Raw genomic sequence first — 24,431 nt, 5'->3', positions numbered from 1 at the left:
ATGAATGACAGTAAACGCAATGAAATATTGCGCATCACATTAACCGTTACGATTTGTATGTTGGCAGGTAAGTTGATGGGATTACATTCGCCTGTTTATTTAGCGTTATACCCCGTGATCGTCATGACAAAAGGAAAGGATTACTCATTAAAAGGACTGGTAAAAATGTTTGTTCCGGTTCTGTGTGCCGCCTCGTTAGCATTGGTGGTTTGTGAGGTTTTTTCGAATCATCCATTTATCATTTGGGCGATCAGTTTATTGTTCTTTGATTACATGAGAAAAAAAGCAAACACACCACCCAAGTTAGGGGCGATGTTAATGCCTACTTTCAACTGGATACTGGTGGTTATCTTTTCAATGCACACTGATGCCTCAATGCCGACACGAATTCATGAAATCTTTATTTCTATGGCGATCACGATAATTGTCGCAAAGACAATGGTGTCTTTATTTCCTATCGTTAGCAATGGCAAACCACCTTTGTTTGAACCACATGAGGTCACTTACCAACATCGTTTTGTATCAACGGCACTAATTGGTAGTGGGATTGGTTTTTTAATGATCGTAGATCTAGTCTCGGCAACGTTTTGTTTAGTGCCGGTTATTGCAGCTGCTTCTCAATTCACACGTGAAAAATTTTTAGCGACGGTAAAACTGCGGTTTATAACGCAAGTAGGAGGCTGTGCTTTAGCGGCAATATTCACGATAGTCTTAGTTGAACATCAATCCGTTATTGGCTTTTATGGTTTTGTTTTAGCGATGGTTATCTATGTGATTGCCAAAGCTATGGTCAATGAAGTGGGTATTAAACGTGACATTCATGGTGACGCATTACTCGCAACGATGTTGCCTATCCAACTCTATATTACGAGTGTAAATGATGGGTTAGAAAGAACGTTTTTACGCGGCTGGGAGCTTACCGTTACGTTGTTTATTTTGTTTGCGTTATACCAACTAACAGAGAGGGTTCAACGCAAATGAACGTAGAACCCAATAATAAGAGAAAACGATTAATCAGTCGGTAATGATACCAACACTTTTCCTTCTTTTGTAATGCTATTTTTAATGGTGAGTTGCAGAGTGATGGTGACAGAAATAGTCAGCATGACAAAAATGGCCATTAAAATCAGTAATTGATATTTAATGGCGACCATTGGATTAACGCCACCTAAAATCTGCCCTGTCATCATTCCGGGTAATGTAACCAACCCTGTGGTTGCCATTGACGCCATTATTGGTGCAAACGCTTTTTGCATCGCAGCACGAACAAACGGAATTGACGCATATTGAGGGGATGCCCCTAGCGCAATCGCTGCGTGATATTCACTTTCTCGTTCTTTAAACGAAGTGAAGAGGTTTTGCAGTGCCACGATATTGCCACTCAAACTGTTGCCCAATAGCATGCCAGCAAGAGGGATCAGATATTGAGCACTGTAAAATGGGGTAGGCTGAATAATTACTCCACTCAATAGCAACAGCAAAGGTGACAAACCGATAAGAAGCCCTATAAGTACAGGGAAGAAAATGTGACGTTTTGGAAGCTTGGCTTTAGACACAATAGAGCTAGAGCCAATGCTGATCATCGCGATGATCCAAACCACATTTAATAGGGGATTATCCAGTTGAAACACAAATTCTAAATATAAACCAATGAATACAAGTTGAGCCACCATTCGAAGCACACTGACGGTAATATCTTTAGCGAGATTTAATTGATAGAAACGATTGATAGAGAATGGGATAAGGAGAGTCAGACTGAATAAACCCATGAGTGGCCAACTAATATCTAAGGCTGATTGCATTGGTGTTGTACTCGTAACATTGAGGGTTTAGTTATTATCTCAAGAATGCGTAAGTTTCTAAACATAATAATTGGTTTTGTGGCCTTTAGTGCAAAAGAAATGAAATAGAAGGGGGAATAAAAAAGCCGCTGAGCGATAAATCGATCAACGGCGTTTAACATAGCTAGAGCATTAGTATTGCTTCATGATCTCAGCAATCTCTTTGATTGAACCAGAGTTAATGATTTTTTCAATATCGTCGTCATTTTGGAATAGCTCAGATAGGGCCATAATCGTATTAATATGACTGTCTGAATCCATTGCTGCTAAGGTGATAGAAACAAATACATCCCCGTTATCTTCAGACTCTAAGTTAACTCCATTTTTAAATACAGTTACTTGTAAGGCCGCTTCGTTGACTCCATCTTCTGGGCGAGCATGAGGCATAGCGATCTTAGGAGCAAGAACATAGTAAGCGCCAATTTCGTTGTGCTTTTGTTTAATTGCCTCTAAATAACTTTGTTTGATTTTCCCTTTTGCTAATAAAGCTGAGCAGGTTAAATCAAGCGCAGTATCAACATTTAAGTTTTTATCTGAGGTAATAACGATGCCGTCGTTACCAATTAAGTCAAATAAACTCATGACACAATCCATCCTAGCAGTAGGCCAACAACACCAAAATCAAAATCAGAGAAAGTTGTGGCTTCTAATCCTAAACCACCAAGAACAGGAAGTAATAACATTGGTAAGATCGAAATACAGATACCTTGAGTAAACGCACCTAATACCGCACCGCGTAAGCCTCCTGTTGCATTACCATAAACACCCGATGCGCCACCTACGAAGAAGTGAGGTACAACACCTGCAACAATAATAGTCCAACCCATCATGCCTTGTACGCCCATCATTAATAGGCCAGCAGAGAATGAAGATAAGAAACCAATTAATACTGCATTTGGAGCAACAGGGAATACCATTGGGCAATCCAATGCAGGTTTAGCACCAGGAACTAAAGTATCTGAAATGCCTTTGAATGCAGGAACGATTTCAGCGATTAGCATTTTTACACCTTGAAGAACGATGTAAACACCACCAGCGAAGATTAATGATTGCATAAAGGTAAATACAACCCAGTTTTGCCCACCAGAAACGCTTTCAACAAATTCACCACCAGCAATGATTGATGCGAACATGAAGAAAACGAACATGGTAGTTGCTACCGCGACAGGGGTATCGCGTAAAAACATTAGGCTTTTTGGTACATTAATATCTTCAGTTGTTTTTGATGTATCACCAAATTTACTGCCGATGTAAGCTGAAACAATATAAGACAAAGTAGAGAAATGACCGATAGCAAGTTGATCAGTACCCATTACTTTTTCTGTGTATTTTTGACCTAACGCAGGCATGATAACCATCAAAGAACCAACGATAAGTGAACCGATAGCAACTAATGCAGTGCCTTCAATATTTGCCGTTGATAAAATTACCGCAACAAGCATAGACATAAACATTGTGTGGTGGCCCGTTAGAAATATATATTTCAAAGGAGTGATACGCGCCAATATAATGTTCACGACAAAAGCAAAGAACATAATTAATGCCATTTCATAACCAAATGCTTCTTGTGCTAATGCTACAATCGCTTCGTTATTTGGAATAACACCACTTACGCCAAAGGCTTCAGTAAATACGGTTGAAAAGTTATTTAATGCACCAACAAGAGCGCCAGCACCAAAACCAAGGATTAAGAATCCCATTACGGTTTTAATCGTACCTTTTAAAATAGTCGATACATCAGACTTTTGTGCAACAAGGCCAACAAAAGCAATAAGACCAACCATGATTGCTGGCTCTTTTAATAAGCCGAGCATAAATTCAAAAAAGTTTGTCATAATATTAAAACCTTACATGAATGCTTTTAATTGTTCTTCGATTGACGCTTTATCAAAAATATTTTTTAAACTAATAATATTTTGCTTGCCTGCATCTTCTAATTGATTTGCGATATCTGTAGCAGCAACCCAGATGTCAGCCTTGCTTGATGCGGCTGATGATAGATCTTCGTGATCGACTTCAGCTTCAAAACCAATCTTTTTAACGACTTCTTTAACTGCCATTTCCATCATTAATGAAGTACCTAAACCGTTGCCACATACCACTAAAATCTTTTTCATAATATTAATTCCCAGTTGGATAAATCAAAATGCAAAGTTGCACCGTTTGAAGTTTGTGTGAGAATCATAATGGAATAAATACAATCTAAATAAGATCTGAATCACAAAGCGAGAATGAGATTGTGATGCAGATCTATTATTGGGGAGGTTATTGATAGTTGTAAAGTTAATAATTTATAGAAAATAACTTTTATAAATATCAATTATCAAAAATGGAAAGAGGGAGGAGAAGGGAAGTGGCGATGATATTTAATCATCACCATTAATATAGATATTAAATAGGTTTAATATTTACCGTAATCTTTCAATATCTTATTAAACATATTATTAATTTCTTTTGTCTTTTTATTTCGCTTAGTGAGATCGCTTAATGATGCTGGTGATTTTTGTGTATTTCTTGCTGCATTAAGTTGCTCTAGCTTATCCTTCATTTTTTGGACGGTTGGCAGAAGCATTCGAATTTCTTCACCATTGACGGTTGTTAACACCACAATGTTGTCTGATTCCACTTGAGTGATGGTAAGTAAACCATGTTTAGCTGATTCAAATTGCTCACCTACCATAATTGATTCTGGTGGAACGGTACGATCTGTGACTAAACCACTTCGCAATTTTGCTGCACTAATCGCCCTGACATTACCGGTGTTATCAAAAGCGACAATTACGGTATGGCAGTTATAATAATCGACAACAGTGACATAGCCGTGTTTGTTTGTTTTGAATTTAGCTCCATTAACCATATCAAGTGGAGCATCCATTTTCTTCACTACGAGTCCTCTCTAAAAATTTAAAACACATTAATTTTTAAGGTATTTTTATTGTGTTTTTTTACTGCATGATGGAGAGCGGTAACGCTTTCATATTTAAAAATAGAGTATTAACCAGAGAGATGCTAACTGATAATGAGTAAAAAAATCTACTTTTTATTGAGTTCATAACAAAACTTCCGTTAAGCATTAAAGTGGGTTTTTATGGAAATAAAGAGAAAGGGTTAAAGAGTAAATTATACTTACCAAATCTAATGTTGAACTATTATGAAGAAATATGTTATTGGCTTAATGTTAATTATATCATTGATATATAGTGCTTTATATCATCAATGTCTGCGGCTGACTTCAATTTTTTAATGGATAGAATTAGCAAAATATATCTTTGTAATGATTAGTTTTTTATATTTGGCATTATGTTGTTTTCAGCGTTGTAGTATTGATTTTAAAGGTCATAAATATGACTAAATTTTTATTAGTATGCCTCAATGATATTTTAATTTATTTACACATACACGGACGGTCATGACTAAATCTAGTGAAATATATATTGTTTCAGAGAATGTTGGATGGGCTGACGCAATGAAAGGTGGGCTTTCTCGAATTTTTAGTGATTCCGCTTTTTATCATGTAAAGACAATTGATGAGTTATGGGATTTATCAGATATAGCTATTGTTATTTATGATAAAGAAACACTTGGTAGCCCTTGCTTAAAATTGGTATCTCCAGGGGCTAGAGGCGGAGAGTGGTTAATCGTGAATGGGGAAAGCGCTGATATTGAGGCTTGTCCTGGCTTAATCGCCTTAGGCTTCTCTGGTTTAATTGTTTCTGAATATACAATTGAGATGCTACCTAAAGCGATACGAACCATAATTGATGGTGAATTATGGTTTAGCCGAGAAGCACTTTCCTTATCTCTTAGGCAGATAATTAGAGTTGGTAATCATTCTGGAAGTTCAGTCAATATCTTAGCTGCGAAATATAAACTTACTCAAAGAGAGCAGCAGATATTTTTGTCTTTGTTACAAGGACTTAGTAATAAAGAAATTGCATTAAAGATGTGCGTAAGTCCGAGCACAATAAAATGTCATGTCTCAAATATTTTATTAAAAACAGGTAAGCATAGCCGTAGTCAACTCAGTTCATTATTAGTTGATAATATTTCAGAATATAGTAGTTCTTAAATTTCTCAATATAGGCCATAAATACACTGCTTTAAGTACCAAACTGGCCATTTGGCCTATGTTTTATTTTATCTTTGCCCCTTATATTGACCGCATACAATCACCTTGGATTGTACAAAATAAGTCAACTAGGGAAGGAAAAGTTATGAACCGTTTAATTGGTGGCGTTGCGCTAGCATTATTATGCTCAACTGGAGCAAGCGCAAGTGCGTGGGTTGTCGGTAGTGATGAAGGTCGTGCAGATTTTTATGTAAAATTTAATGGTGAAGTTCCAAAACGCTGTGAAATGCGTGCGAATAAAAACTTAGAAACATTAACTTTTGATCTGGAAAAAAAATCAGACACTAAAACATTCGCATTTAAAGCATGGTGTAACTCGTATGGCAGCAAAGGAAAGCTAGTTATTGATGGCTTCCAATTTAAAAATGGTAATGGTGACGTGATTCCAATGACGTATAAGTTCAATGGCGATGAAGTTACAAATACTGCTGACACAGTTTTTACACGTATTGACCAAGTTATTGATATTAGTAATGACATCAATAAATCAATGTCTGATCGACATGAATTAACGATTAAGTCATCACCGCAGAAAGGTGCGCGTCATGGTGCATACAATGGTGCAATGTACGTAAGTTTATTCCATATGTAATTTACTCTTCGTTGTTTGGGGAGTAAATCTACTCCCCAATGAGATCTGTTATGAAAAAACAATGTTATGCCTTTTTATTTATAGTTTTATGCTCTTTTCAAGTTTCTTCGTTTGAACTTTTTCCTATGGTTAATTTTTTTAGTGATTCAGGGAAAAGTACATCTGGTTTTTTTAAAATAACAAATACTTCATTACAACAACTTCCTGTAGAGATCGTCGTTAATCAAAGATTGATTAGTGGAGAACAGCCTGAAGAACTTACCAATACGGATGATATTTTTGTTTTTCCTCCTCAAGCTATGATTGCTCCTGGGGCATCTCAAACGATCAGGGTTCAATATGTTGGTTCACCTAAAAAGTTTGCAGAATCATATCGGTTAATAGTAAGTCAATTACCTCTAAAAGATGATATGGGGGACGACAGTATTCAGATGTTATTTAGGATTGGAGGGTTAATTTTTGTTTCTCCCCATAATGCAGAAGAGAAGATAGCAAGTCGCATATTGTTAAATGAAAAAGAAGAGCCAGTACTTAAAATTGATAATTTAGGTAATAGTGTTATTGAGGTTAGTAAGCATTCATTTAAAAATAAATGGCAAGACAATTCATACACTTGGAAATGGGAACAAATTGAGCCTTTTATTCCTCTTCATTATTTGGTTCCCGGCCAAAACGTGAGTGTTCCTGTTACTGAATTAGTAGAGAAATAAAAACTCACCACTGATGGTGGAGAAGGTGTTTATGCGTCGTTTGATGCTGCTATTTTGTTCTTTACTGTGTTTATCATTACCCACTACAGCGGCATTTAATGTCATTCTTCCTGTTATTTATGGTGATTCTGAATTAGGACAATTACCAGTATTGGTTGATGGCATGACACTAACCGCGCTATCAACGGCAGACTTAAAAAACTTACTCTCGGAGCGATTAAGTGATCATTGGTGGACAGAATTAGAGGGTGAAAATACAGATGATAGTGGGTTTGTTAGTATTCAATTACTCTCTAAGTTCGGCCTATCTGCTAAATTGGATCAAGAAGCATTAGTGATCGACTTATTTATTTCCCCTGAAACCTTGGCCGAACAAAATATTAGTTTAGCGAATCAATATCCTTTATTTATTCCATCAGAAAGTGGAAGTTTTGCTTGGTTAAATAGTCTCAACGTCCGTTATGACACGGTATGGAGTGATTCACTTCAAGAATCTTCTACTTCTATAGATTGGCTATCACAACTGAACATTGGTGGTTCTAATGGACTTAACGTTCAAATGGCGAACTACCTTGATAGTAATGAAATAGGTACTGATTTCCATCGAGGTGAATGGAAAGCATTTTATGACAGACCGAACACGCCAATGCGAGTTTCTGTCGGCGATGTTTCGACTGGAGAGTCTGGCCATATAAGCAGCATGGCTATTGGGGGTATTACGATAGATAGTCGTTATGCTGATCTGCAACCTAATAGAGATATTAGTCCTGAAAGTAGTCAACAACTGTTTCTTTTAGAATCTGCCGATGTTGATGTTTACGTGAATGGAGAAAGGATATCTGGTGGTCGGCTTGAGCCCGGACGATATAATTTACAAAAGCTAATGCTAGGTAATGGTGCGAATGATATTACTGTCTATGTTTCTTACCTTTCTGGTAAACAAGAAACATTGGTATTCACACAATTTTATAATAGTCGTTTACTAGAAAGAGGGTTGTTTGATTACTCATTTTCAACGGGACGGCCATTAAATTATGGTGAGAGTGGTATTGAATATAGTGATATGTGGGTGACTACAGGGTTTGTTGAATACGGCTTCTTAGATTGGCTAACCATTGGTGCTAATGGATTAAGCTCCGATGATGGGGTTGTTATTGGCAGTATAATGACATTAAGTAGTGATTGGGGAAATATCACCGGACGTTTTTCTATGAGTCATATTAAGGATCAAGAAACAGGTAATGTTGTCTCAATTGATTATGAACACAGTGTGATTGGTCGAGGTGAAACACAATCGCCTAATTTACGTTTAGCTATCGAGCATTCAGATTACTTTACCAATCAGCCTTGGGTTCAAAACGATTACATGAATAAATTTATTCGGTATTTAGGTAATTATTATTGGCAAATAAACTCACAATTTGATTTTACGTTGTCGGGAAAGTTAACAACTTTTTCAGAATTAGAGAATGAATTTACAGCTTCTTCTTTAGTTAATTGGCGGGAAAATAATTTAGCTCTTGGTGTCGGAGTTGAATATGAAGAGTCTGAACGATACACCGACCCAGATTCTCGGATGTTATTTACTGTAGATTGGAGTTGGTATTCTTCAAATGATGATTACAGAATTGGACTTTCTTATAATGGTAAAGATGAAAGGTCTCGCTTTTATTTGAGCAACGAAGGCTCTGAAAAAGTAGGAGATATAGGCGTAAGAGCCGAGATTGAAAATGATCAACATCAAGAGAAGCAAAATGTATTAGCAAGCTATACCGCTAATCGCTATCGTTCTGAAATTGAAATAACGAGAAATAATTCAAAATCAACAGATTATGATACCTATCAGACGTCGTTGAGAGCCAACACAGCAATAGGTATCGTTGATGGTCATCTCGGTTGGGGAAGGGCACCTTCTGGTCCGTTTGTTGTTTCTAGTTTGCATCCAACGCTAGCAAAGAATACGGCAGATTTAGATGTCGACCAAGATGGTAGGCCAACAGCTCAAGCTACATCGTTAATTGATGGTTTATACCCATTAACTCAACCTTATTCTAGCAATCACATTGATTATAATATGAAAGATGCACCTTTAGGTTATGATTGGGGAGAAGGTCAAATAACCTTCATACCTGGAGCTGCTACTGGACATTTTATGGAGATTGGCTCAGATGCGTCTTATACCATTAAAGGGATATTACAGTTCGTTGATGGAAGCCCATTAACTTATTATCAAGGAAAGATCAAAGGTGAAGATATCGCTATTTCTATCTTTACTAATAAACAAGGACGCTTCTTTATTCAAGGATTAACTCCCGGAAGTTACACCTTAACGGTAGATGGGATAAAACATTCATCATCAATTAAGGTTCAAGTGATTGGGGGAGAAAGTAATCTCATTGATGTAGGAGTACTTCGTATAGCGTGTGCGGGGGTATGTGATGAGTAATACATTCAATTTATATAATATCATTTTAACATTTATTTTATGCTTTTCTGTTTCTGCAAAAAGTGAGGAGGCATGTGATGGTGAATGGACGGTATCGCTATCAAATACATCAGTTAACTCATCAGCAAGGGATCGAGGGGATTTGTGGTTTCCGGCTTATATTGAATTGAGCAAATCTTTATCTTCATGCGTTCAATGGATTGAGATTGAGCCATTAGGGCGAGGAGGAGATCGTATAATCAAAGGACCACAAAGTGATGTGGTGTCGTCATTATCTGATGATAAAAGAATACCGTTAGCTAAAAATGGTAAGGGTCAGTATGTATTAAAAACATTAGGTAAACGTCGTATTCGTTTTTGGTTGTATTTAGCAAATGGGCGGCAATTATCACCAGGGGTATACAGTGGTGAATTAGGTTTTTCTATTAATCACTATGCAGGACGAGAACGATTACGTTATGCTCAATTTAAATACAGCGTTAAACCTTATGTAAAAGTACGAATTAATGGTCAAGGAAAAAATGGATTAAGCTTCACTGGTAGCAGTATACGACTTGATATGGGGAATTTAACGAAGCGAAATCATCGCGTATTAGATTTTACCGTGCAAAGTAATTCTAGCGTTAGAGTGTGGTTAGCTTCGGAAAATAAAGGTAATCTTGTGAATATAGAGATCCCTAATCGTACGATTCCTTATTTTATTACTATTGATGGCCGACGAAGGTCATTAAACACACCAGTAGAATATCGGATGTATAATGCTTCGAATTTAGAAGGTACACCGTTAAAAATAGGGGTTGAAAACCATCCTTCTCCTTATGCGACAGCAGGTATTTATCAAGACGTAATGACTGTGAGTTTGTTTGCTCAGTAGTATGACGTCATATAAAAAAAGCCGCTAGTTATAGCGGCTTTTTTAATAATGTGTCTATTAATTACAAAGAACGAACCACACGGAAGCCTGTGTAGTTAGCGCTTGTTGATGGTGATAATTCTAGAGATTCGTATACTTTTGCTTTTGTTGGTGCAAAGTTCCATGCGCCACCGCGGACAACGCCAGATGTGGTGTTTGTCCATTCCCAAACGTTACCTGCAGTATCGTAAATACCGTAAGGGTTAGCGCCAAAACTGCCTACAGGTGAAGTAGATTTGTTTGCCCAAGAAGAACCACCCCAGCCAGTATTCGCGTTACCAGAACCGATATCTGAACCCCACCAATATGCTTCTTTACTGCCAGCGCGAGCGGCAACTTCCCATTGTGCTTCAGAAGGTAGTGCGTAAGTAAAGCCAGTTTGTTTTGTTAACCAATTAGCGTAAGTTTCGGCATCCGTTTTAGAAATACATACAGCAGGTGCATTTTTTGATTGTTCAAAACCAGGTTTACGCCAGTTTTGGTTTTGGTGACGTTTTGTTTCACCACCATTAATTGCGTTACAGCCAGCGCCTTTTTCAGCTTCAGTGATGTAGCCAGTGCTCGCAACAAATGCATTAAATTGGTTTACAGTAACTGGAGTTGCTGCAATAGAGTATGCTTTTGAAATGTTAACATCTTGCTTTGCATTTTCACCGATATGATAATTACCAGAACCAATCACAACCATTTGAGGTGCTTGTTGGTTATTAGTTAAAAGGTCAGCAAATTTCTTACCAGGTTTTGGGCGATTTTCTTGAGTTTTAAGCTCAGCCCAAACTGTCATATCTTTAGACAACGTCATTTGACGACTATATGGTTCGAATCCTGATTTTTCAACAGTAACTTGGTGCTGACCAGCAGGAAGCATTACATCAACAGGAGTGCTGCCGTAATTAACGCCGTTTACTGTTACATTATCGCCATGACGATTTGAGCGAATAGTTATACCAACCCATTTCTTCTCTTTTTTGATCTTGTCATTAGACGCTTGAGTTGTGCCTTGTTCGATACAATAGCGGTTTTCTAGACCAAGCAGTTGACATGCAGCTGTTGAATTTGGGCGAGCACGTAAAGAAGCTTGAAGTTTCGTTGTGTAACGATTACTACCATTGAAACCACTGTCGATAATAGCGCTATCTAATACATGAATATTTAATGACACACTATCAACATGCTGTTTTACCGTATCCATTTCGGTGAAACCGTTGATCAGCTGTTGCTGGAAGTTGTTGACTGCTTTTTGCATGCTTAGTGTTTTGCCTTGGCTTGCACAAGCGTCTAATGTCATCGACATTTTACAAGTAATAGTATGAACAACATCTAGAGTATCTTGCGCTGCTAATTCTTCTTGAAGGCGAAGAACGCGAGCTTCTTGACGAGACTCACCAAGAATTTCCAGCTCATCTAAAGAGCGTTGTTTTTTAGTACTGCTTTCTTTTAGTACACGACTTTGCTCTTGGATATCTTGTTGAATCGCAAGTTTAGCCACTTGGTTCTCTTTTACTTCTTTCCAAGAATCTTGGTATTGCTTTTGAAAAGGTGTGATATCAAGATCAGGATCATCAATCATACGGTTATATTGCTCATCCAAATTACGTTGAGCAAGTTTACGCTTAGCATCCAGTTGGTCTGCTTTTTTATCTAGCGCGTCGTTTTGATTACGTAAATCACGAAGGTGATTTTGATTGTTGGTTACTGTGTTTTCCAACTGCTTAACTTCACTACGCTTATTCGTTAGTTTTGCATCAATTGAAGCAACAGAATCAACCGCAGGAGCAGTAGATTGAGTGTCAGTATTAGCAAGCGCAACAGAGGTAAAAAGTGCCGGCGATAACAGTAGTGCTAGAGCGGGTAGTCCTTTACGGTTCATAATTTTTCTGCTTTTAATATTAGACATAAATAAATTTTCATTCGGAAATTAGTGAATTAACGGTATCAGCATAGCTAACAGGCTGAGCATATGGTTACTTAGCTCAGAGCACATCCATGACGGTTAATGTATATCGATACTGATCTGCTTAGATCATTAATTATAAAAATCGAAGCAGATGAGTATCTGTTATTCATAGTTTTAACATTAATTATTAAAGCAATTTTTATACCAGATGTTTGCTTTATAAAAGGAAGTAGGTGAGGTTTTACTTGATCATCGTTTCATAGCAATAGAAGCATGATCAAGGTTAAAAGTGAGATATGATTTTCTTAAAGATGAAATTGTTCATTAATTACATGAAAAATAATGTATTTTCTACTTTATATATGGCTTTTTATTCAGATTATTAATTGGATTTACATCAACTGTATTGTAGTTAAACCTGATCATGCTTTCGATAGTGAATTCAGAATAGATTGTTATTATGATCTTCGTTACACTCTTCATATTAAAATAAACAGTATATAAATGGATTTATCATGGTTTTGGATTGGATTTCACCGGCACAAATTATCATGTTGCCGGAAGAAAGAGAGTTACATGCTCACGAACACCATCAATTAGTCATTGGATTAAAAGGACAATCTGAGTTTGAGATTAGTGGTGAAAGTAGTGTTATCTCTTCTGGTAGAGTTGGTGTTATTCCTTCACATCAGCAACATTCTTTTTCAAGTTTGTATCAATCAGAAATCTTAGTACTTAATTTTCCTCAATATTTTCAGGATGAAGAGCTTGCTTCCCGTGTTAATGCCCTATTTATTAATCCTGGTTATTATCAGCTTGATGCACAAATACAGAACTTAATTCAACTTCTAGTCTGTGAAATACAAGCTAACCTTGATGACCACCTTCTTAGTCGGGCTTGCAGTGATACGATTATTGCTTTACTTCACCGTCATTTAATTGATGAAAACTCAGAAAGAAAGCAAAATCGTTTGAATTCTGATGTGATCGACAATTTTATAACGCAGCATATCGGAACTAAGATCACAGTTGCTCAGTTGGCAAGCACTGTTTTTCTTGGTGAGAGTCAATTTTATGCCATTTTTAAGCAAGAATTTGGAAAAAGTCCTCATCAATACATTATTGAGAAGCGTATTGATTACGCCAAGTTATTACTTATAAAAAGTAACTTAAGTATCGGTGATATCGCGCAACAAACAGGTTTTGCGAATCAAAGTGCGTTTAGTCATGCATTTGTAAAATATAAAGGTCGCTCACCAAGTAAATATCGTTATGCTCACTTTATTCGTAACTGAAAAATACTGCTTTTGTTCTCATTTTGTAACCGTATGGACAATTTAGCAATTTAATCGGAGCTTTTGGCAAGTATTTTATCTAAATAGAAAATAGACTCTTTCGCAATTAGCCTTAATAACGATCCGATTAATAAGAGGAACAGGTATGTTTCAAGCGAAAGATGTATTGTTGTCGTCCATTGTTGATCAACCATTAACTGTGTTGTGGTCAACTATTTCTCCTCTTTATATGGTAGATGAAGCCAAATGGTTAAAAGAGCTGATCCCATTAGCTCAACCTAGTGAGCATGAAGCTAAGGTGATGCGAGAACAGGCCGCTGAACTTATTCAAAGAGTGCGTAACGATAAACAAGCAGTACAGATGATAGATGCTCTATTATTGGAATATAGTTTAGATACTAAAGAAGGTATCTTATTAATGTGCCTTGCCGAAGCCCTAATGAGGATCCCTGATGCGGCAACGGCAGATGCACTTATTCGTGATAAGTTAAGTGTTGCTGATTGGAAATCACATCTTAAAAATTCAGATTCTACATTTGTGAATGCATCAACTTGGGGGCTGTTACTGACTGGTAAAGTAGTGAGTATGGACGTTAAATCTGATGGTTCACCTTCTAATGCCATTAGTCGTTTAGTTAATAAGTTTTCAGAACCAGTGATCCGTCAAGCAATGAATCAAGCGATGAAGATCATGGGACATCAGTTTGTATTAGGCAGAACGATTGAAGAAGCGCAGAAGAAAGGTAAGCCTATGCGTGATAAAGGCTATACCTATTCATTCGATATGTTAGGAGAGGCAGCATTAACGCAATCTGATGCGCATAAGTATTTTAAAGATTATATTGTGGCAATTGAGAGTGTGGGGCGTGCTGCTAATATTGCAGGCTCTCCTGATCCTACCGTATCTATTAAACTATCGGCGTTGCACCCTCGTTATGAAATGGCGAATAAAGCCCGTGTAATGGGAGAAATGTGTGAGTCAGTCTTACAGCTTCTTGAACGTGCTCGTGAATTAGATGTAGGTATCACGATTGATGCAGAAGAAGCCGATCGTTTAGAATTGTCGCTAGAATTATTTGAAAAACTGTATAGCAGCGATATCGTTAAAGGCTGGGGTAAATTTGGTATTGTCGTTCAAGCGTATTCAAAACGCGCACTACCAGTGCTGGTTTGGTTAACCGCGTTAGCAAAAGAGCAGGGTGATTCGATCCCACTTCGCTTAGTAAAAGGAGCATATTGGGATACAGAATTAAAAATATCACAGCAATTTGGTTTTGCTCGTTACCCTGTATTTACAAGAAAAGAGGCGACAGATGTTTCCTACCTTGCTTGTGCTCGTTATCTATTAAGCGATCACGTTAAAGGCAATATTTTTCCTCAGTTTGCCAGTCATAATGCACACACTGTGGCAGCGATTGCTTCTATGGCAACGCATGATGAGTTCGAATTCCAGCGCTTACATGGCATGGGGGATGCGTTATACGATCATGCTATGGATATGTTTAACCGCAGCGTGCGAATATATGCGCCAGTGGGGAGTCATAAAGATCTATTGCCGTATTTAGTTCGTCGATTGCTTGAAAATGGAGCAAATAGTTCGTTTGTTCATCGTTTAGTTGATGCAAATTGCCCAATTGAAAGTTTGACAGAGCATCCGGTTGATACTCTATTAGCGTGTCCATCATTAGATAATCAATTAATCCCGTTACCGCCACATATTTTCTCTGATCGTAAAAATTCATATAGCATTAATTTTGATGTAGAGAGTGAAGCTCATCCATTTGAAGTGGCTATAAAAGCGAAAATGAAGACTTATTGGCAGGGGGGGGCTATTGTTAATAATGTTCGAGATTATGAAAGCATGATCAAGGATGGAGAGTCTCGACTTCATGTAATTACGTCTCCGTATGATCGTAGTAATAATGTTGGTTCATTAGTATGGAGTTCACAAGAACAGGTCTCTACAGCATTAACGGTAGCGGATGATTATTTCCCTACATGGCAGAAAACTCCAGTGACAGACCGTGCTGATTATTTGAATGCATTGGCTGATAAACTTGAAGAAAATATGCCTGAACTTGTCGCGTTGTGTCATAAAGAGGCAGGGAAAACCATTCATGACAGTATCGATGAAGTTCGTGAAGCGGTGGATTTTTGTCGTTATTACGCGGTTCAAGCAAAACTAAACTTTACTACGCCAGAAACCATTGTCGGTTTTGATGATATCTCACATCAGATAGCACGCCAAGGTCGTGGGGTATTTGTATGTATTAGCCCATGGAATTTCCCGCTTGCGATTTTCTTAGGTCAAGTCGTTGCTGCATTGGTTGCTGGTAATACTGTGGTTGCAAAGCCCGCGGAACAAACCTCATTAATTGCAGTGCGGTCGATTGAACTCTTATTAGAGACAGGAATTGCACCACAAGTTGTTCACTTACTCCCTGGGGATGGTAGAACGGTAGGTGCCCCATTAACGTCAGATCATCGCGTTGCCGGTGTTGCCTTTACGGGATCAACAGAAACGGCTCAGTTAATTAATCGCACATTGGCTAATCGCACATTTGAAAGTGAAGGTGTTTCGCCAGTTCCATTTATTGCGGAAACGGGTGGTCAAAATGCCATGATAGTTGATAGCACAGCATTACCAGAGCAAGTCGTTCGAGATGTTGTTCGTTCCGCTTTTGCTTCTGCTGGTCAACGTTGCTCAGCACTTCGAGTATTGTTTGTTCAAGAAGATATTGCCGAACGTATTATTAATTTAATTAAAGGTGCGATGGCAGAGTTGAGTGTTGGCTTGCCTGAACTTCATAGCACTGATGTTGGTCCAGTAATTGATAAAAAAGCAAAAGAAAAGCTATTAGCGCATATTGAGCGAATAACAAAAGAAGGAAAACTCATAGCTCAAGCAACATTGCCCGATTGGTCAGAGAAGGGAGATTTTGTACCACCGAGTGCGTTTGAGATTGACTCAATTGCCCAATTAGAAAATGAACAATTTGGTCCTATTCTTCATATTGTACGTTTTAAAGCGAGTGAATTAGACCAAATGGTTGCAGATATTAATGCAACAGGATTTGGTTTAACAATGGGGATTCATAGTCGTAATGAAGTGACTTACAGCCGCATTGAGAAAAATATTAAGGTTGGTAACTGTTATATCAATCGTGATCAAGTTGGAGCAGTTGTTGGAGTACAGCCATTTGGTGGGCAAGGGTTATCGGGGACAGGGCCGAAAGCGGGTGGACCGCGTTATTTATTCCGTTATACCCAAGCGGTTGCATCTAATTTTGTATCTAATAAATGAGAAAGGAGAACCTCATGACAATTATTACTCAGATTATTGATTCTGCTCTTTCTCAAGGTCATCCTGAATGGGCAGATCATTCATTTTCTCAACGTGTAGAAAAGCTACTTCAGTGGTCGAATCATTTAGCTGAACATCCTGATTTTGGTGTGCTTGCTGCAAAAATGGTGCGCTTTCAATGTCAAAGAGCACTGAATTTGATAGCCGAAGCAGAGTTGATGCCGGGGCCAACAGGTGAAAGTAACGAACTCTATACGGCTCCAAGAGGTGTTTTTTACATCACATCGGATAATAAAGCATCAGTTGTTGCTATTGTTGGGCAAATAACTGCGGCATTGGCCGCTGGAAACGCTATTATTGTTGCCCTTCAAAATGAGGAGGCAATGATTGCCTCTGTGATCGTTGAAGGTTTGCATCAAGCAAATGTGCCTAAATTAACGGTTCAACAGGTAAATGCCACAGAAACAGATGTTGATGATGTTCGATTAGCGGGGGTTTGCTTTGTAGGAAGTAAACAAAAAGAAATAGAGCTTAATCAACAATTAGCAAAACGAGATGGATTATTAGCGCAATTGATCGCAGAAACAGATCAAGAACGTTTAGCAAACATTACTGACCCCCATTTTGTTCTACGCTTTATTACAGAGCGTACTCGAACAATAAATGTGACAGCAGTCGGCGGTAACGCAACTCTGCTAGAACTTGGAGGCGGTAACCACTAAAAAGTTAATAATTAAATGCCCCATCGTCGTTATTGCGCCATAACAATAGGGCCTTGATGCTCATACATAGTAGTAACGACGTTAAATTTACTGCCAAATCAAATAAAGGAAATAAAATGATAGAAAATAATTTTGCCATTACAGGTACGTTTATCGCCTACCTGATAATGATGCTTGCCATTGGTGTATACGCATATAAGCGAACGAGTAGTTCATCAGATTACTTTTTAGGTGGTCGTACATTAGGTCCTTGGCCTGCGGCATTGTCTGCAGGTGCTTCTGATATGAGTGGCTGGTTGTTGCTTGGTTTACCTGGATACGCTTATGCGGCAGGACTTGAGTCATTATGGCTTGCTGGTGGTTTATTATTAGGAACGTGGTTGAATTGGCTGATTTGTGCTAAACGTTTAAGAACGTACAGTATCACAACCGATGATGCGCTTACTTTACCTGAATTTTTATCTCGTCGCTTTAATGATAATTCAAAACTTATCCAGACAATTTCTGCATTGTTTATTCTTCTTTTCTTCCTTTTCTATACGAGTTCAGGTTTAGTTGCTGGCGGTAAGTTATTTGAAACTGTATTCGGTCTTGATTACAAAGTTGCGGTCGTGATCGGAACGCTTTGTGTTGTATCGTACACTTTATTTGGTGGATTCTTAGCGGTAGCTTGGACAGATTTAGTTCAGGGATTACTCATGTCTGCTGCACTAATGATTGTTCCAATCGCAGCAATGCAAGGTGGCTTTGGCCAATTAAGTGCGGATTTAACAACCATTAATCCAGAACTGATGACATTATGGACTGGCATGGATGGTAACCCATTAAGTGCCGTTGCGATTATATCTTTAGTTGCTTGGGGCCTTGGCTATTTTGGTCAGCCGCATATTCTTGCTCGTTTTCTTGCTTCTCGTACAAATAGAGAATTAACAACTGCTCGTCGTATTGCTGTAGTTTGGACTGCGCTTTCAATGGCTGGTGCGGTATTAGTTGGTCTAGTTGGCTTACTCTACGTTAATGGTTCAATGAGTGGAGAAGTGATCGATGGTGAGAAAGTCTTCATGCTACTAGTTAATGCGATTTTCCATCCTGCAATTGCTGGTGTACTTTTAGCTGCGATTTTAGCGGCAATTATGAGTACTGCCGATTCACAACTTCTGGTGTCTTCTTCTGCATTGTCTGAAGATTTATACAAGCAATTAGTTAAAAAAGATGCAACGAGTAAAGAAATTGTTAACGTAGGTCGTTTTGCGGTTATTGGATTATCATTGATAGCACTTGCATTAGCGATGAACCCAGACAGTTCTGTACTTGGTCTTGTATCTTATGCATGGGCAGGCTTTGGTGCTGCATTCGGTCCTGCTATTATTCTAAGTTTGTACTGGAAAGGAATGAACCGTAATGGTGCGCTTGCTGGTATTGTTGTTGGTGGTCTTACCATTGTTATCTGGAAGCAGTTAACTGGCGGTATGTTTGATGTATATGAAATTGTTCCAGGGATTATCTTTGCAACTGTGGCTATTATAACAGTAAGTAAGTTAACAGGTGAGCCTGAAGAAAAAGTGCGTAAACAGCACGAACAATTTGAGCGTAACTTAATTGAATTTGAATAAATCAATGTAATAGCAGTTTAAAATTAGAAGCCTCATTTAGAGTTTATCTATTTGGGGCTTTTTTGTATGTTCAATGAAATGAAACTGTTACAATCCAAACACTTCAAAAAGAAATAACAATTATAATCAATTAGATTGCATTACTAGGAGAGTAAACATGAAATTAATTCGTTTCGTGCTTGGGAAAGTCATTTTAGGCTTGGATTGTGCATTTTCACCATCAGGTGTAAAGCGAACATCAGAGAAGCAAGCAGAAATAGATGCAGAAACGGCTAACTATTCATTATATCAGTTTGAAGCATGTCCATTTTGTGTAAAGGTTCGCCGAACAATTAAACGCCAATCATTAAAGATCGAGCTACGTGATGCAAAAAATAATGAGCAACATCGATCTGAATTATTAGCGGGCGGAGGACGTGTAAAAGTACCGTGCTTACGTATCGATAAAGAGGGTGAAACAACATGGATGTATGAGTCATCAGATATTATGGCTTTTTTAGAAGAAAAATACCCTTAAATCTCATACGGTTAAATTACTACTAAAGTGTTACCAAGAAGGCGAGTCTATTATGGCTCGCTTTTTTAATGTTTTTTTTATGTGAAAATTATAGTGTGTTATTTATGAGAATTGATTGTTAATAGTTCTATTACTAATCGTTTTTATTACTTTATGAGACTCAAGTCACAAAAAGCTTGGTTTTAAGTTACGGTTCAGTTAAACTGTTCTTCGTGACTTGATTCACAATAAAATAAAAACACATTAGGCTAGTTATTATGGAAAAAATGAGTATGACTCATAAATGGTCAATTAAAAATTGTCCCAAGGATATAGAGAGCCAAGTTTTATCTGTTATTGGATTAATCGATAAGAAAGGTTCAGCATCAGACATGGATCTCTGCAAGATCTTTGGTGAAGTTCTATGGAGTGATGGGAAGTATTTTAATTCTCATGCATTTCGCTTCCTATTTGATCATGAGACTCTTTCATGTGAAGTAACGAAGAGACACTTACACTAAAGTAAACAAGCTATGTATTTTTAAGGCCGTTATTACTCCCCCAATAATGGCCTTTTTTAATGTCTTAATGTTCTATAATTAACCTTCTTGTTATAGATTTATATTTTGCTTCAACTCTTCCTCCTAATAAAGCGAATTACTTAACTTCTACCTTCATTAATGCTATACCACTCTTTACCCCTACATATTATATGTCTTTACAATCTTTACTTTTTTATTCTAGCGAATGAGAGTGATTTTCATTATAGTGACTTTAAATACGAATGGTTATCACTTGAGTGTAAAGAGCATGAAAAAAAATATCGCTACAATGTTATTTGGTTTGGTAGTTTCAGCATCAAGTTATGCAGAAACAATTACGGTTTCTCACCAATTAGGCAACACAACCCTAGAAACTAAGCCTCAACGAGTTGTTGTTATCGGGACTGGCACACTAGATGCAGTTGATTATTTTGGTATTAAACCAGTAGCGGTAACTCAGGCAACAACAATGCCTTCTTACCTTTTGAAATATAAAGCGAAAGAATTTGCTTCATCTGGTAGCTTAAATGAACCCGATTTTGAAACGATTTACATGCAAAAACCTGATGTGATTATTATTGGCCCTCGTGCCGTTAAAGCATATAAAGAATTGTCTGAAATTGCACCAACGATTGTATTTGCAGCTGATTCAAAAGGATACTGGGAAAGCACGCAAGAACAATGGCGTATGTTAGGTCATGTGTTTGAAATTCAAGATAAAGTAGAAGCAAAAATTTCTAGTGTTACCGCTGAGATTAATGAAATCGCCACTTATAATAAAGAGAACAATATAGCAGCACTAACAGTAATGAGTGCAGGTGGAAATATCACAACGTTTGGTGCTCAATCTCGCTTCTCTGCTATTTATAAAGATTTTGGTTTCCAAGAAGCAGCTAAAGGTATTAAAGAATCTCGCCATGGCGATTTAGTTTCTTATGAGTATATTCGTGATGTAAATCCATCAAATCTTCTTATTGTTGATAAGGACAAATTAATCAACAAAGACAAAAGTCGTACACGTGAAGAGTTTGCTAACCCACTAGTGCAAGCTACCGATGCGTATAAAAACGATAGCCTAACTTATTTAGATATTAATGCATGGTACTTAGCGATTGCAGGGGTTACGGCAACAGATCAAATGATTGCAGACGTAAAGCAATCTATTCACCTTTAGGCGAGTACTCCTAATATTTATAACTCACATTTAATTCCCCTTTAAGCGTGCTATTTCTTTTGAGATAGCACGCTTGTTCAGGCTGAGGTTAGCTTTGAAAAAGTTATTGCTTGTTCTTATTGTATTGAGCTTTTCTTCTGTATTTATTGGTGTTGCTGACTTGCCTTTGAACGCTATTTTCAGTGGTGATACCGAGGCGTTAGAGTTACTTGCCGTTAGCCGTTTACCACGCTTATTAGCTGTTTTGTTATCAGGAGCAGGCCTTAGTATTGCAGGCTTAATTATGCAACAGATCAGTCAGAATCGATTTGCTGCCCCTTCTACATCAGGAACGATTGAATGTGCAATGCTTGGTTATGTGCTTAGCTTAGTCATTTTTGGTCATGGAGATAATTTACTGTTAATTTTTGGTATGTCGATTGCTGGTACATTATTGTTCATTCAATTTATCCATCGTATTCAATTCAAAAACGCCATCTTTGTACCTTTAGTCGGAATTATTTTTGGTAATGTTGTTTCCTCTGCGGCGACCTTTATTGCTTACAAATATGATGCTGTTCAAAACCTCTCAGCATGGACTGTTGCGAATTTTGCTAGCATTCTTCAAGGTAACTATGAACTGCTTTATATTGCGATACCCATATCAATAATTAGCTATTGGTATGCAACTCGTCTTTCTGCTGTTGGTATGGGGAAAGATTTTGCCACTAATATTGGCCTCAAATACAAACAAGTGTTGTTTATTGGGATTATGCTGGTATCAGTGATGTCAGCAACGGTAGTTATGATTGTTGGTCAATTGCCGTTTTTGGGTTTAATTGTGCCAAATTTAGTCGCGCAATTTTATGGTGATAATTTACGTAAAAATATTCCACTAACCGCGATTGTAGGAGCCATTCTTATTCTTGTTTGTGATTTGGTTGGTCGTATTGTTATCTTCCCTTATGAAATTCCAATCTCAATGATCATTAGTATTCTTGGTGGTGTCGTATTTATTGGCTTTATCGTGAAAGGAAAACAGAATGTTTGATTCAATTAAATTAACAGGGTTAGCATTCATTACGGTTCTGTTTACGTTTTTATTTATTGGTATTGGGTTGGATGCATCAAATTACGAGTACTTCTTATCTCGTCGAGTACCTAAAGTATTGGCAATGGTATTGGCCAGTATTGCGATTGCTCAATCATCATTGGTGTTTCAAACCATTACACATAACCGTATTTTAACCCCGAGTATTATGGGATTTGATGCCTTGTATTTGTTAACTCAAGTCTTGGTCGTTGTGATTTTTGGCAGCATTAGTATTTTAGTTATTAATCCATTTGTTAACTTTGCTTTATCAGTTGTCATTATGATCGGTTTTTCATTATTGCTATTTGGTTTTTATTTTAAGAAGAACAACAGCAATGTGATTACGTTATTGTTGCTTGGTGTGATTTTTGGGCAATTATTCTCGAATATATCTTCTTTCTTTATGATGTTGGTTGATCCAAATGATTTTGCGTCGATTCAATCAAGTATGTTTGCGAGCTTTAATAATATTAATAAAGAGTTAGTGTATTTCTGCGTTATTCCTTTATTGCTTATTAGTGGGGTATTGTTCCGAATGTCGACTATCCTTGATGTATTTTGGCTTGATAATGATAACGCCATAAGTTTAGGTGTTGATGTAAGTAAGGTAACTAAACACGTACTTATTTTAGTGGCGATTCTAATTTCGGTATCTACAGCGTTAGTTGGTCCTGTGATGTTCTTTGGTTTATTAGTGGCAAACTTAGCTAAAGAATTCTTTCATACTTACCGTCATCGAACTTTGTTATTGGGCAGCAGTTTAATGGCGATGTCTATGTTGCTTTCTGGGCAGTGGGCCATCGAAAACATCTTTAAGTTTGAAACAACATTAAGCGTAGTAATTAATTTTATCGGTGGTTTGTATTTCTTATCACTGCTAGTTAGACAAAAAATTCAATAGAGAAACGTATGATTTCATTATCTCAATTATCTAAATCATTTGGTCAACAAAAAGTGGTTGATCAAGCATCAGCTTCTTTCATTAAAGGAGAAGTGACGTCAATCATTGGACCTAACGGCGCAGGTAAAAGTACGGTCTTATCAATGGCAAGCCGTCTGTTAGCGAAAGACAGCGGTAGTGTGCTGATCGAAAATCAAGAAGTGGTCGATTGGGGCACAAAGGCATTAGCAAAAAAGCTGTCGGTACTTCGTCAATCAAATCATTTAAATATGCGTTTTACCGTGCGTGAATTGGTGGCTTTTGGTCGCTTTCCTTACAGCCAAGGTAAATTAACTAAACATGATAATGAGGTGATTGACAATGCCATTAATTATCTTGATTTAACGGCAATCCAAAGTAAATATTTAGACGAATTGAGTGGTGGCCAACGTCAATTAGCTTTTATTGCGATGGTCGTAGCTCAGGATACAGATTACGTATTTTTGGATGAGCCATTGAATAATCTTGATATTAAACATTCATTGCAAATCATGAAAAACATTAAAACGTTAGCTCATGAGTTAGGCAAAGCGGTCGTGATTGTTATTCATGATATTAATTTTGCATCATGCTATTCAGACAATATCGTGGCATTAAAGAAAGGTAAAGTTGTTGCCAATGGAACGGTTGCTGAAGTCATTAGAAAAGAGGTTCTTTCAGAGATTTATGAAACAGACTTTGATATCCATGAAGTTAATGGGCAACGTATTTGTATGTACTACGGTCAGTAATTGATGGTACATAG

General features: G+C 37.5%; 22 protein-coding genes. 16 read left to right on the top strand and 6 right to left on the bottom strand.

Going from position 1 to position 24,431, the window contains the following annotated elements; genetic code table 11:
• Positions 1-981, top strand: a complete 981-nt coding sequence (locus BTO23_RS16875; protein WP_105064102.1) for a DUF2955 domain-containing protein — start codon at positions 1-3, stop codon at positions 979-981.
• A 29-nt stretch (positions 982-1,010) separates the two neighbouring features.
• Here the strand turns inward: BTO23_RS16875 and BTO23_RS16870 are convergent, their stop codons facing one another.
• The 5 genes from BTO23_RS16870 to BTO23_RS16850 all read right to left on the bottom strand — a co-directional run bounded on the left by BTO23_RS16870 (position 1,011) and on the right by BTO23_RS16850 (position 4,716).
• Complete coding sequence (locus tag BTO23_RS16870; RefSeq protein ID WP_061004254.1) at positions 1,011-1,802, bottom strand: ABC transporter permease; 792 nt, start codon at positions 1,800-1,802, stop codon at positions 1,011-1,013.
• A gap of 171 nt (positions 1,803-1,973) precedes the next feature.
• Complete coding sequence (locus BTO23_RS16865; protein WP_060992816.1) at positions 1,974-2,423, bottom strand: PTS sugar transporter subunit IIA; 450 nt, start codon at positions 2,421-2,423, stop codon at positions 1,974-1,976.
• Complete coding sequence (locus BTO23_RS16860) at positions 2,420-3,676, bottom strand: PTS ascorbate transporter subunit IIC (protein WP_060992817.1); 1,257 nt, start codon at positions 3,674-3,676, stop codon at positions 2,420-2,422. The genes BTO23_RS16865 and BTO23_RS16860 overlap by 4 nt, the downstream gene beginning before the upstream one ends.
• 12 nt (positions 3,677-3,688) lie before the next feature.
• Positions 3,689-3,958 (bottom strand): PTS sugar transporter subunit IIB, encoded by a 270-nt coding sequence (locus BTO23_RS16855; protein WP_060992818.1) that lies wholly within the window; start codon positions 3,956-3,958, stop codon positions 3,689-3,691.
• Positions 3,959-4,242: 284 nt separating this feature from the next.
• On the bottom strand, positions 4,243-4,716 hold the full coding sequence (locus BTO23_RS16850) for a hypothetical protein (protein ID WP_060992819.1): 474 nt from the start codon (positions 4,714-4,716) through the stop codon (positions 4,243-4,245).
• Between the two features lie 534 nt (positions 4,717-5,250).
• Here BTO23_RS16850 and BTO23_RS16845 point away from each other — a divergent pair.
• The 5 genes from BTO23_RS16845 to BTO23_RS16825 all read left to right on the top strand — a co-directional run bounded on the left by BTO23_RS16845 (position 5,251) and on the right by BTO23_RS16825 (position 10,592).
• On the top strand, positions 5,251-5,910 hold the full coding sequence (locus BTO23_RS16845) for a helix-turn-helix transcriptional regulator (RefSeq protein ID WP_060992820.1): 660 nt from the start codon (positions 5,251-5,253) through the stop codon (positions 5,908-5,910).
• A gap of 145 nt (positions 5,911-6,055) precedes the next feature.
• Positions 6,056-6,562 carry a hypothetical protein gene (locus tag BTO23_RS16840; RefSeq protein ID WP_105064099.1) on the top strand — a complete coding sequence of 169 codons (507 nt, stop codon included), beginning with the start codon at positions 6,056-6,058 and terminating at the stop codon, positions 6,560-6,562.
• Between the two features lie 50 nt (positions 6,563-6,612).
• Positions 6,613-7,272: a fimbria/pilus periplasmic chaperone gene (locus tag BTO23_RS16835; RefSeq protein ID WP_060992822.1), complete on the top strand. Its 660-nt coding sequence runs from the start codon at positions 6,613-6,615 to the stop codon at positions 7,270-7,272.
• 31 nt (positions 7,273-7,303) lie between these two features.
• A complete protein-coding gene (locus tag BTO23_RS16830; RefSeq protein WP_060992823.1) occupies positions 7,304-9,718 on the top strand; it encodes a fimbria/pilus outer membrane usher protein in 2,415 nt (804 codons plus the stop codon).
• Positions 9,711-10,592 (top strand): hypothetical protein, encoded by an 882-nt coding sequence (locus BTO23_RS16825; RefSeq protein ID WP_105064098.1) that lies wholly within the window; start codon positions 9,711-9,713, stop codon positions 10,590-10,592. The genes BTO23_RS16830 and BTO23_RS16825 overlap by 8 nt, the downstream gene beginning before the upstream one ends.
• Positions 10,593-10,653: 61 nt before the next feature.
• Here BTO23_RS16825 and BTO23_RS16820 read toward each other — a convergent pair whose 3' ends face one another.
• Complete coding sequence (locus BTO23_RS16820; RefSeq protein ID WP_105064097.1) at positions 10,654-12,528, bottom strand: SUMF1/EgtB/PvdO family nonheme iron enzyme; 1,875 nt, start codon at positions 12,526-12,528, stop codon at positions 10,654-10,656.
• A gap of 515 nt (positions 12,529-13,043) precedes the next feature.
• Here BTO23_RS16820 and BTO23_RS16815 point away from each other — a divergent pair.
• The 10 genes from BTO23_RS16815 (at position 13,044) to vctC (ending at position 24,417) form a co-directional block, all read left to right on the top strand.
• Positions 13,044-13,823 (top strand): helix-turn-helix transcriptional regulator, encoded by a 780-nt coding sequence (locus BTO23_RS16815; protein WP_060992825.1) that lies wholly within the window; start codon positions 13,044-13,046, stop codon positions 13,821-13,823.
• Between the two features lie 145 nt (positions 13,824-13,968).
• Entirely contained in the window at positions 13,969-17,127 is a 3,159-nt protein-coding gene (gene putA / locus BTO23_RS16810; protein WP_105064096.1) for a bifunctional proline dehydrogenase/L-glutamate gamma-semialdehyde dehydrogenase PutA, read from the top strand.
• Between the two features lie 14 nt (positions 17,128-17,141).
• Positions 17,142-17,849 (top strand): aldehyde dehydrogenase family protein, encoded by a 708-nt coding sequence (locus BTO23_RS16805; RefSeq protein WP_061029204.1) that lies wholly within the window; start codon positions 17,142-17,144, stop codon positions 17,847-17,849.
• A gap of 116 nt (positions 17,850-17,965) precedes the next feature.
• Complete coding sequence (gene putP / locus BTO23_RS16800; protein WP_105064095.1) at positions 17,966-19,462, top strand: sodium/proline symporter PutP; 1,497 nt, start codon at positions 17,966-17,968, stop codon at positions 19,460-19,462.
• Positions 19,463-19,619: 157 nt separating this feature from the next.
• Complete coding sequence (locus BTO23_RS16795) at positions 19,620-19,979, top strand: glutaredoxin family protein (protein ID WP_060992829.1); 360 nt, start codon at positions 19,620-19,622, stop codon at positions 19,977-19,979.
• A gap of 272 nt (positions 19,980-20,251) precedes the next feature.
• On the top strand, positions 20,252-20,479 hold the full coding sequence (locus BTO23_RS16790; RefSeq protein ID WP_005423266.1) for a hypothetical protein: 228 nt from the start codon (positions 20,252-20,254) through the stop codon (positions 20,477-20,479).
• A 289-nt stretch (positions 20,480-20,768) separates the two neighbouring features.
• Complete coding sequence (locus tag BTO23_RS16785; RefSeq protein ID WP_105064094.1) at positions 20,769-21,674, top strand: siderophore ABC transporter substrate-binding protein; 906 nt, start codon at positions 20,769-20,771, stop codon at positions 21,672-21,674.
• 94 nt (positions 21,675-21,768) lie between these two features.
• Complete coding sequence (vctD, locus tag BTO23_RS16780; protein ID WP_060992831.1) at positions 21,769-22,704, top strand: iron chelate uptake ABC transporter permease subunit VctD; 936 nt, start codon at positions 21,769-21,771, stop codon at positions 22,702-22,704.
• Complete coding sequence (locus BTO23_RS16775; RefSeq protein ID WP_105064093.1) at positions 22,697-23,647, top strand: iron chelate uptake ABC transporter family permease subunit; 951 nt, start codon at positions 22,697-22,699, stop codon at positions 23,645-23,647. The genes vctD and BTO23_RS16775 overlap by 8 nt, the downstream gene beginning before the upstream one ends.
• A gap of 8 nt (positions 23,648-23,655) precedes the next feature.
• A complete protein-coding gene (gene vctC, locus BTO23_RS16770; protein WP_105064092.1) occupies positions 23,656-24,417 on the top strand; it encodes an iron chelate ABC transporter ATP-binding protein VctC in 762 nt (253 codons plus the stop codon).
• Positions 24,418-24,431 lie beyond the last annotated feature (14 nt).

The organism is Aliivibrio sifiae (assembly GCF_002954715.1).
GTDB lineage: Bacteria > Pseudomonadota > Gammaproteobacteria > Enterobacterales > Vibrionaceae > Aliivibrio > Aliivibrio sifiae.
This window is presented reverse-complemented; position numbering and strand designations above follow the sequence as displayed.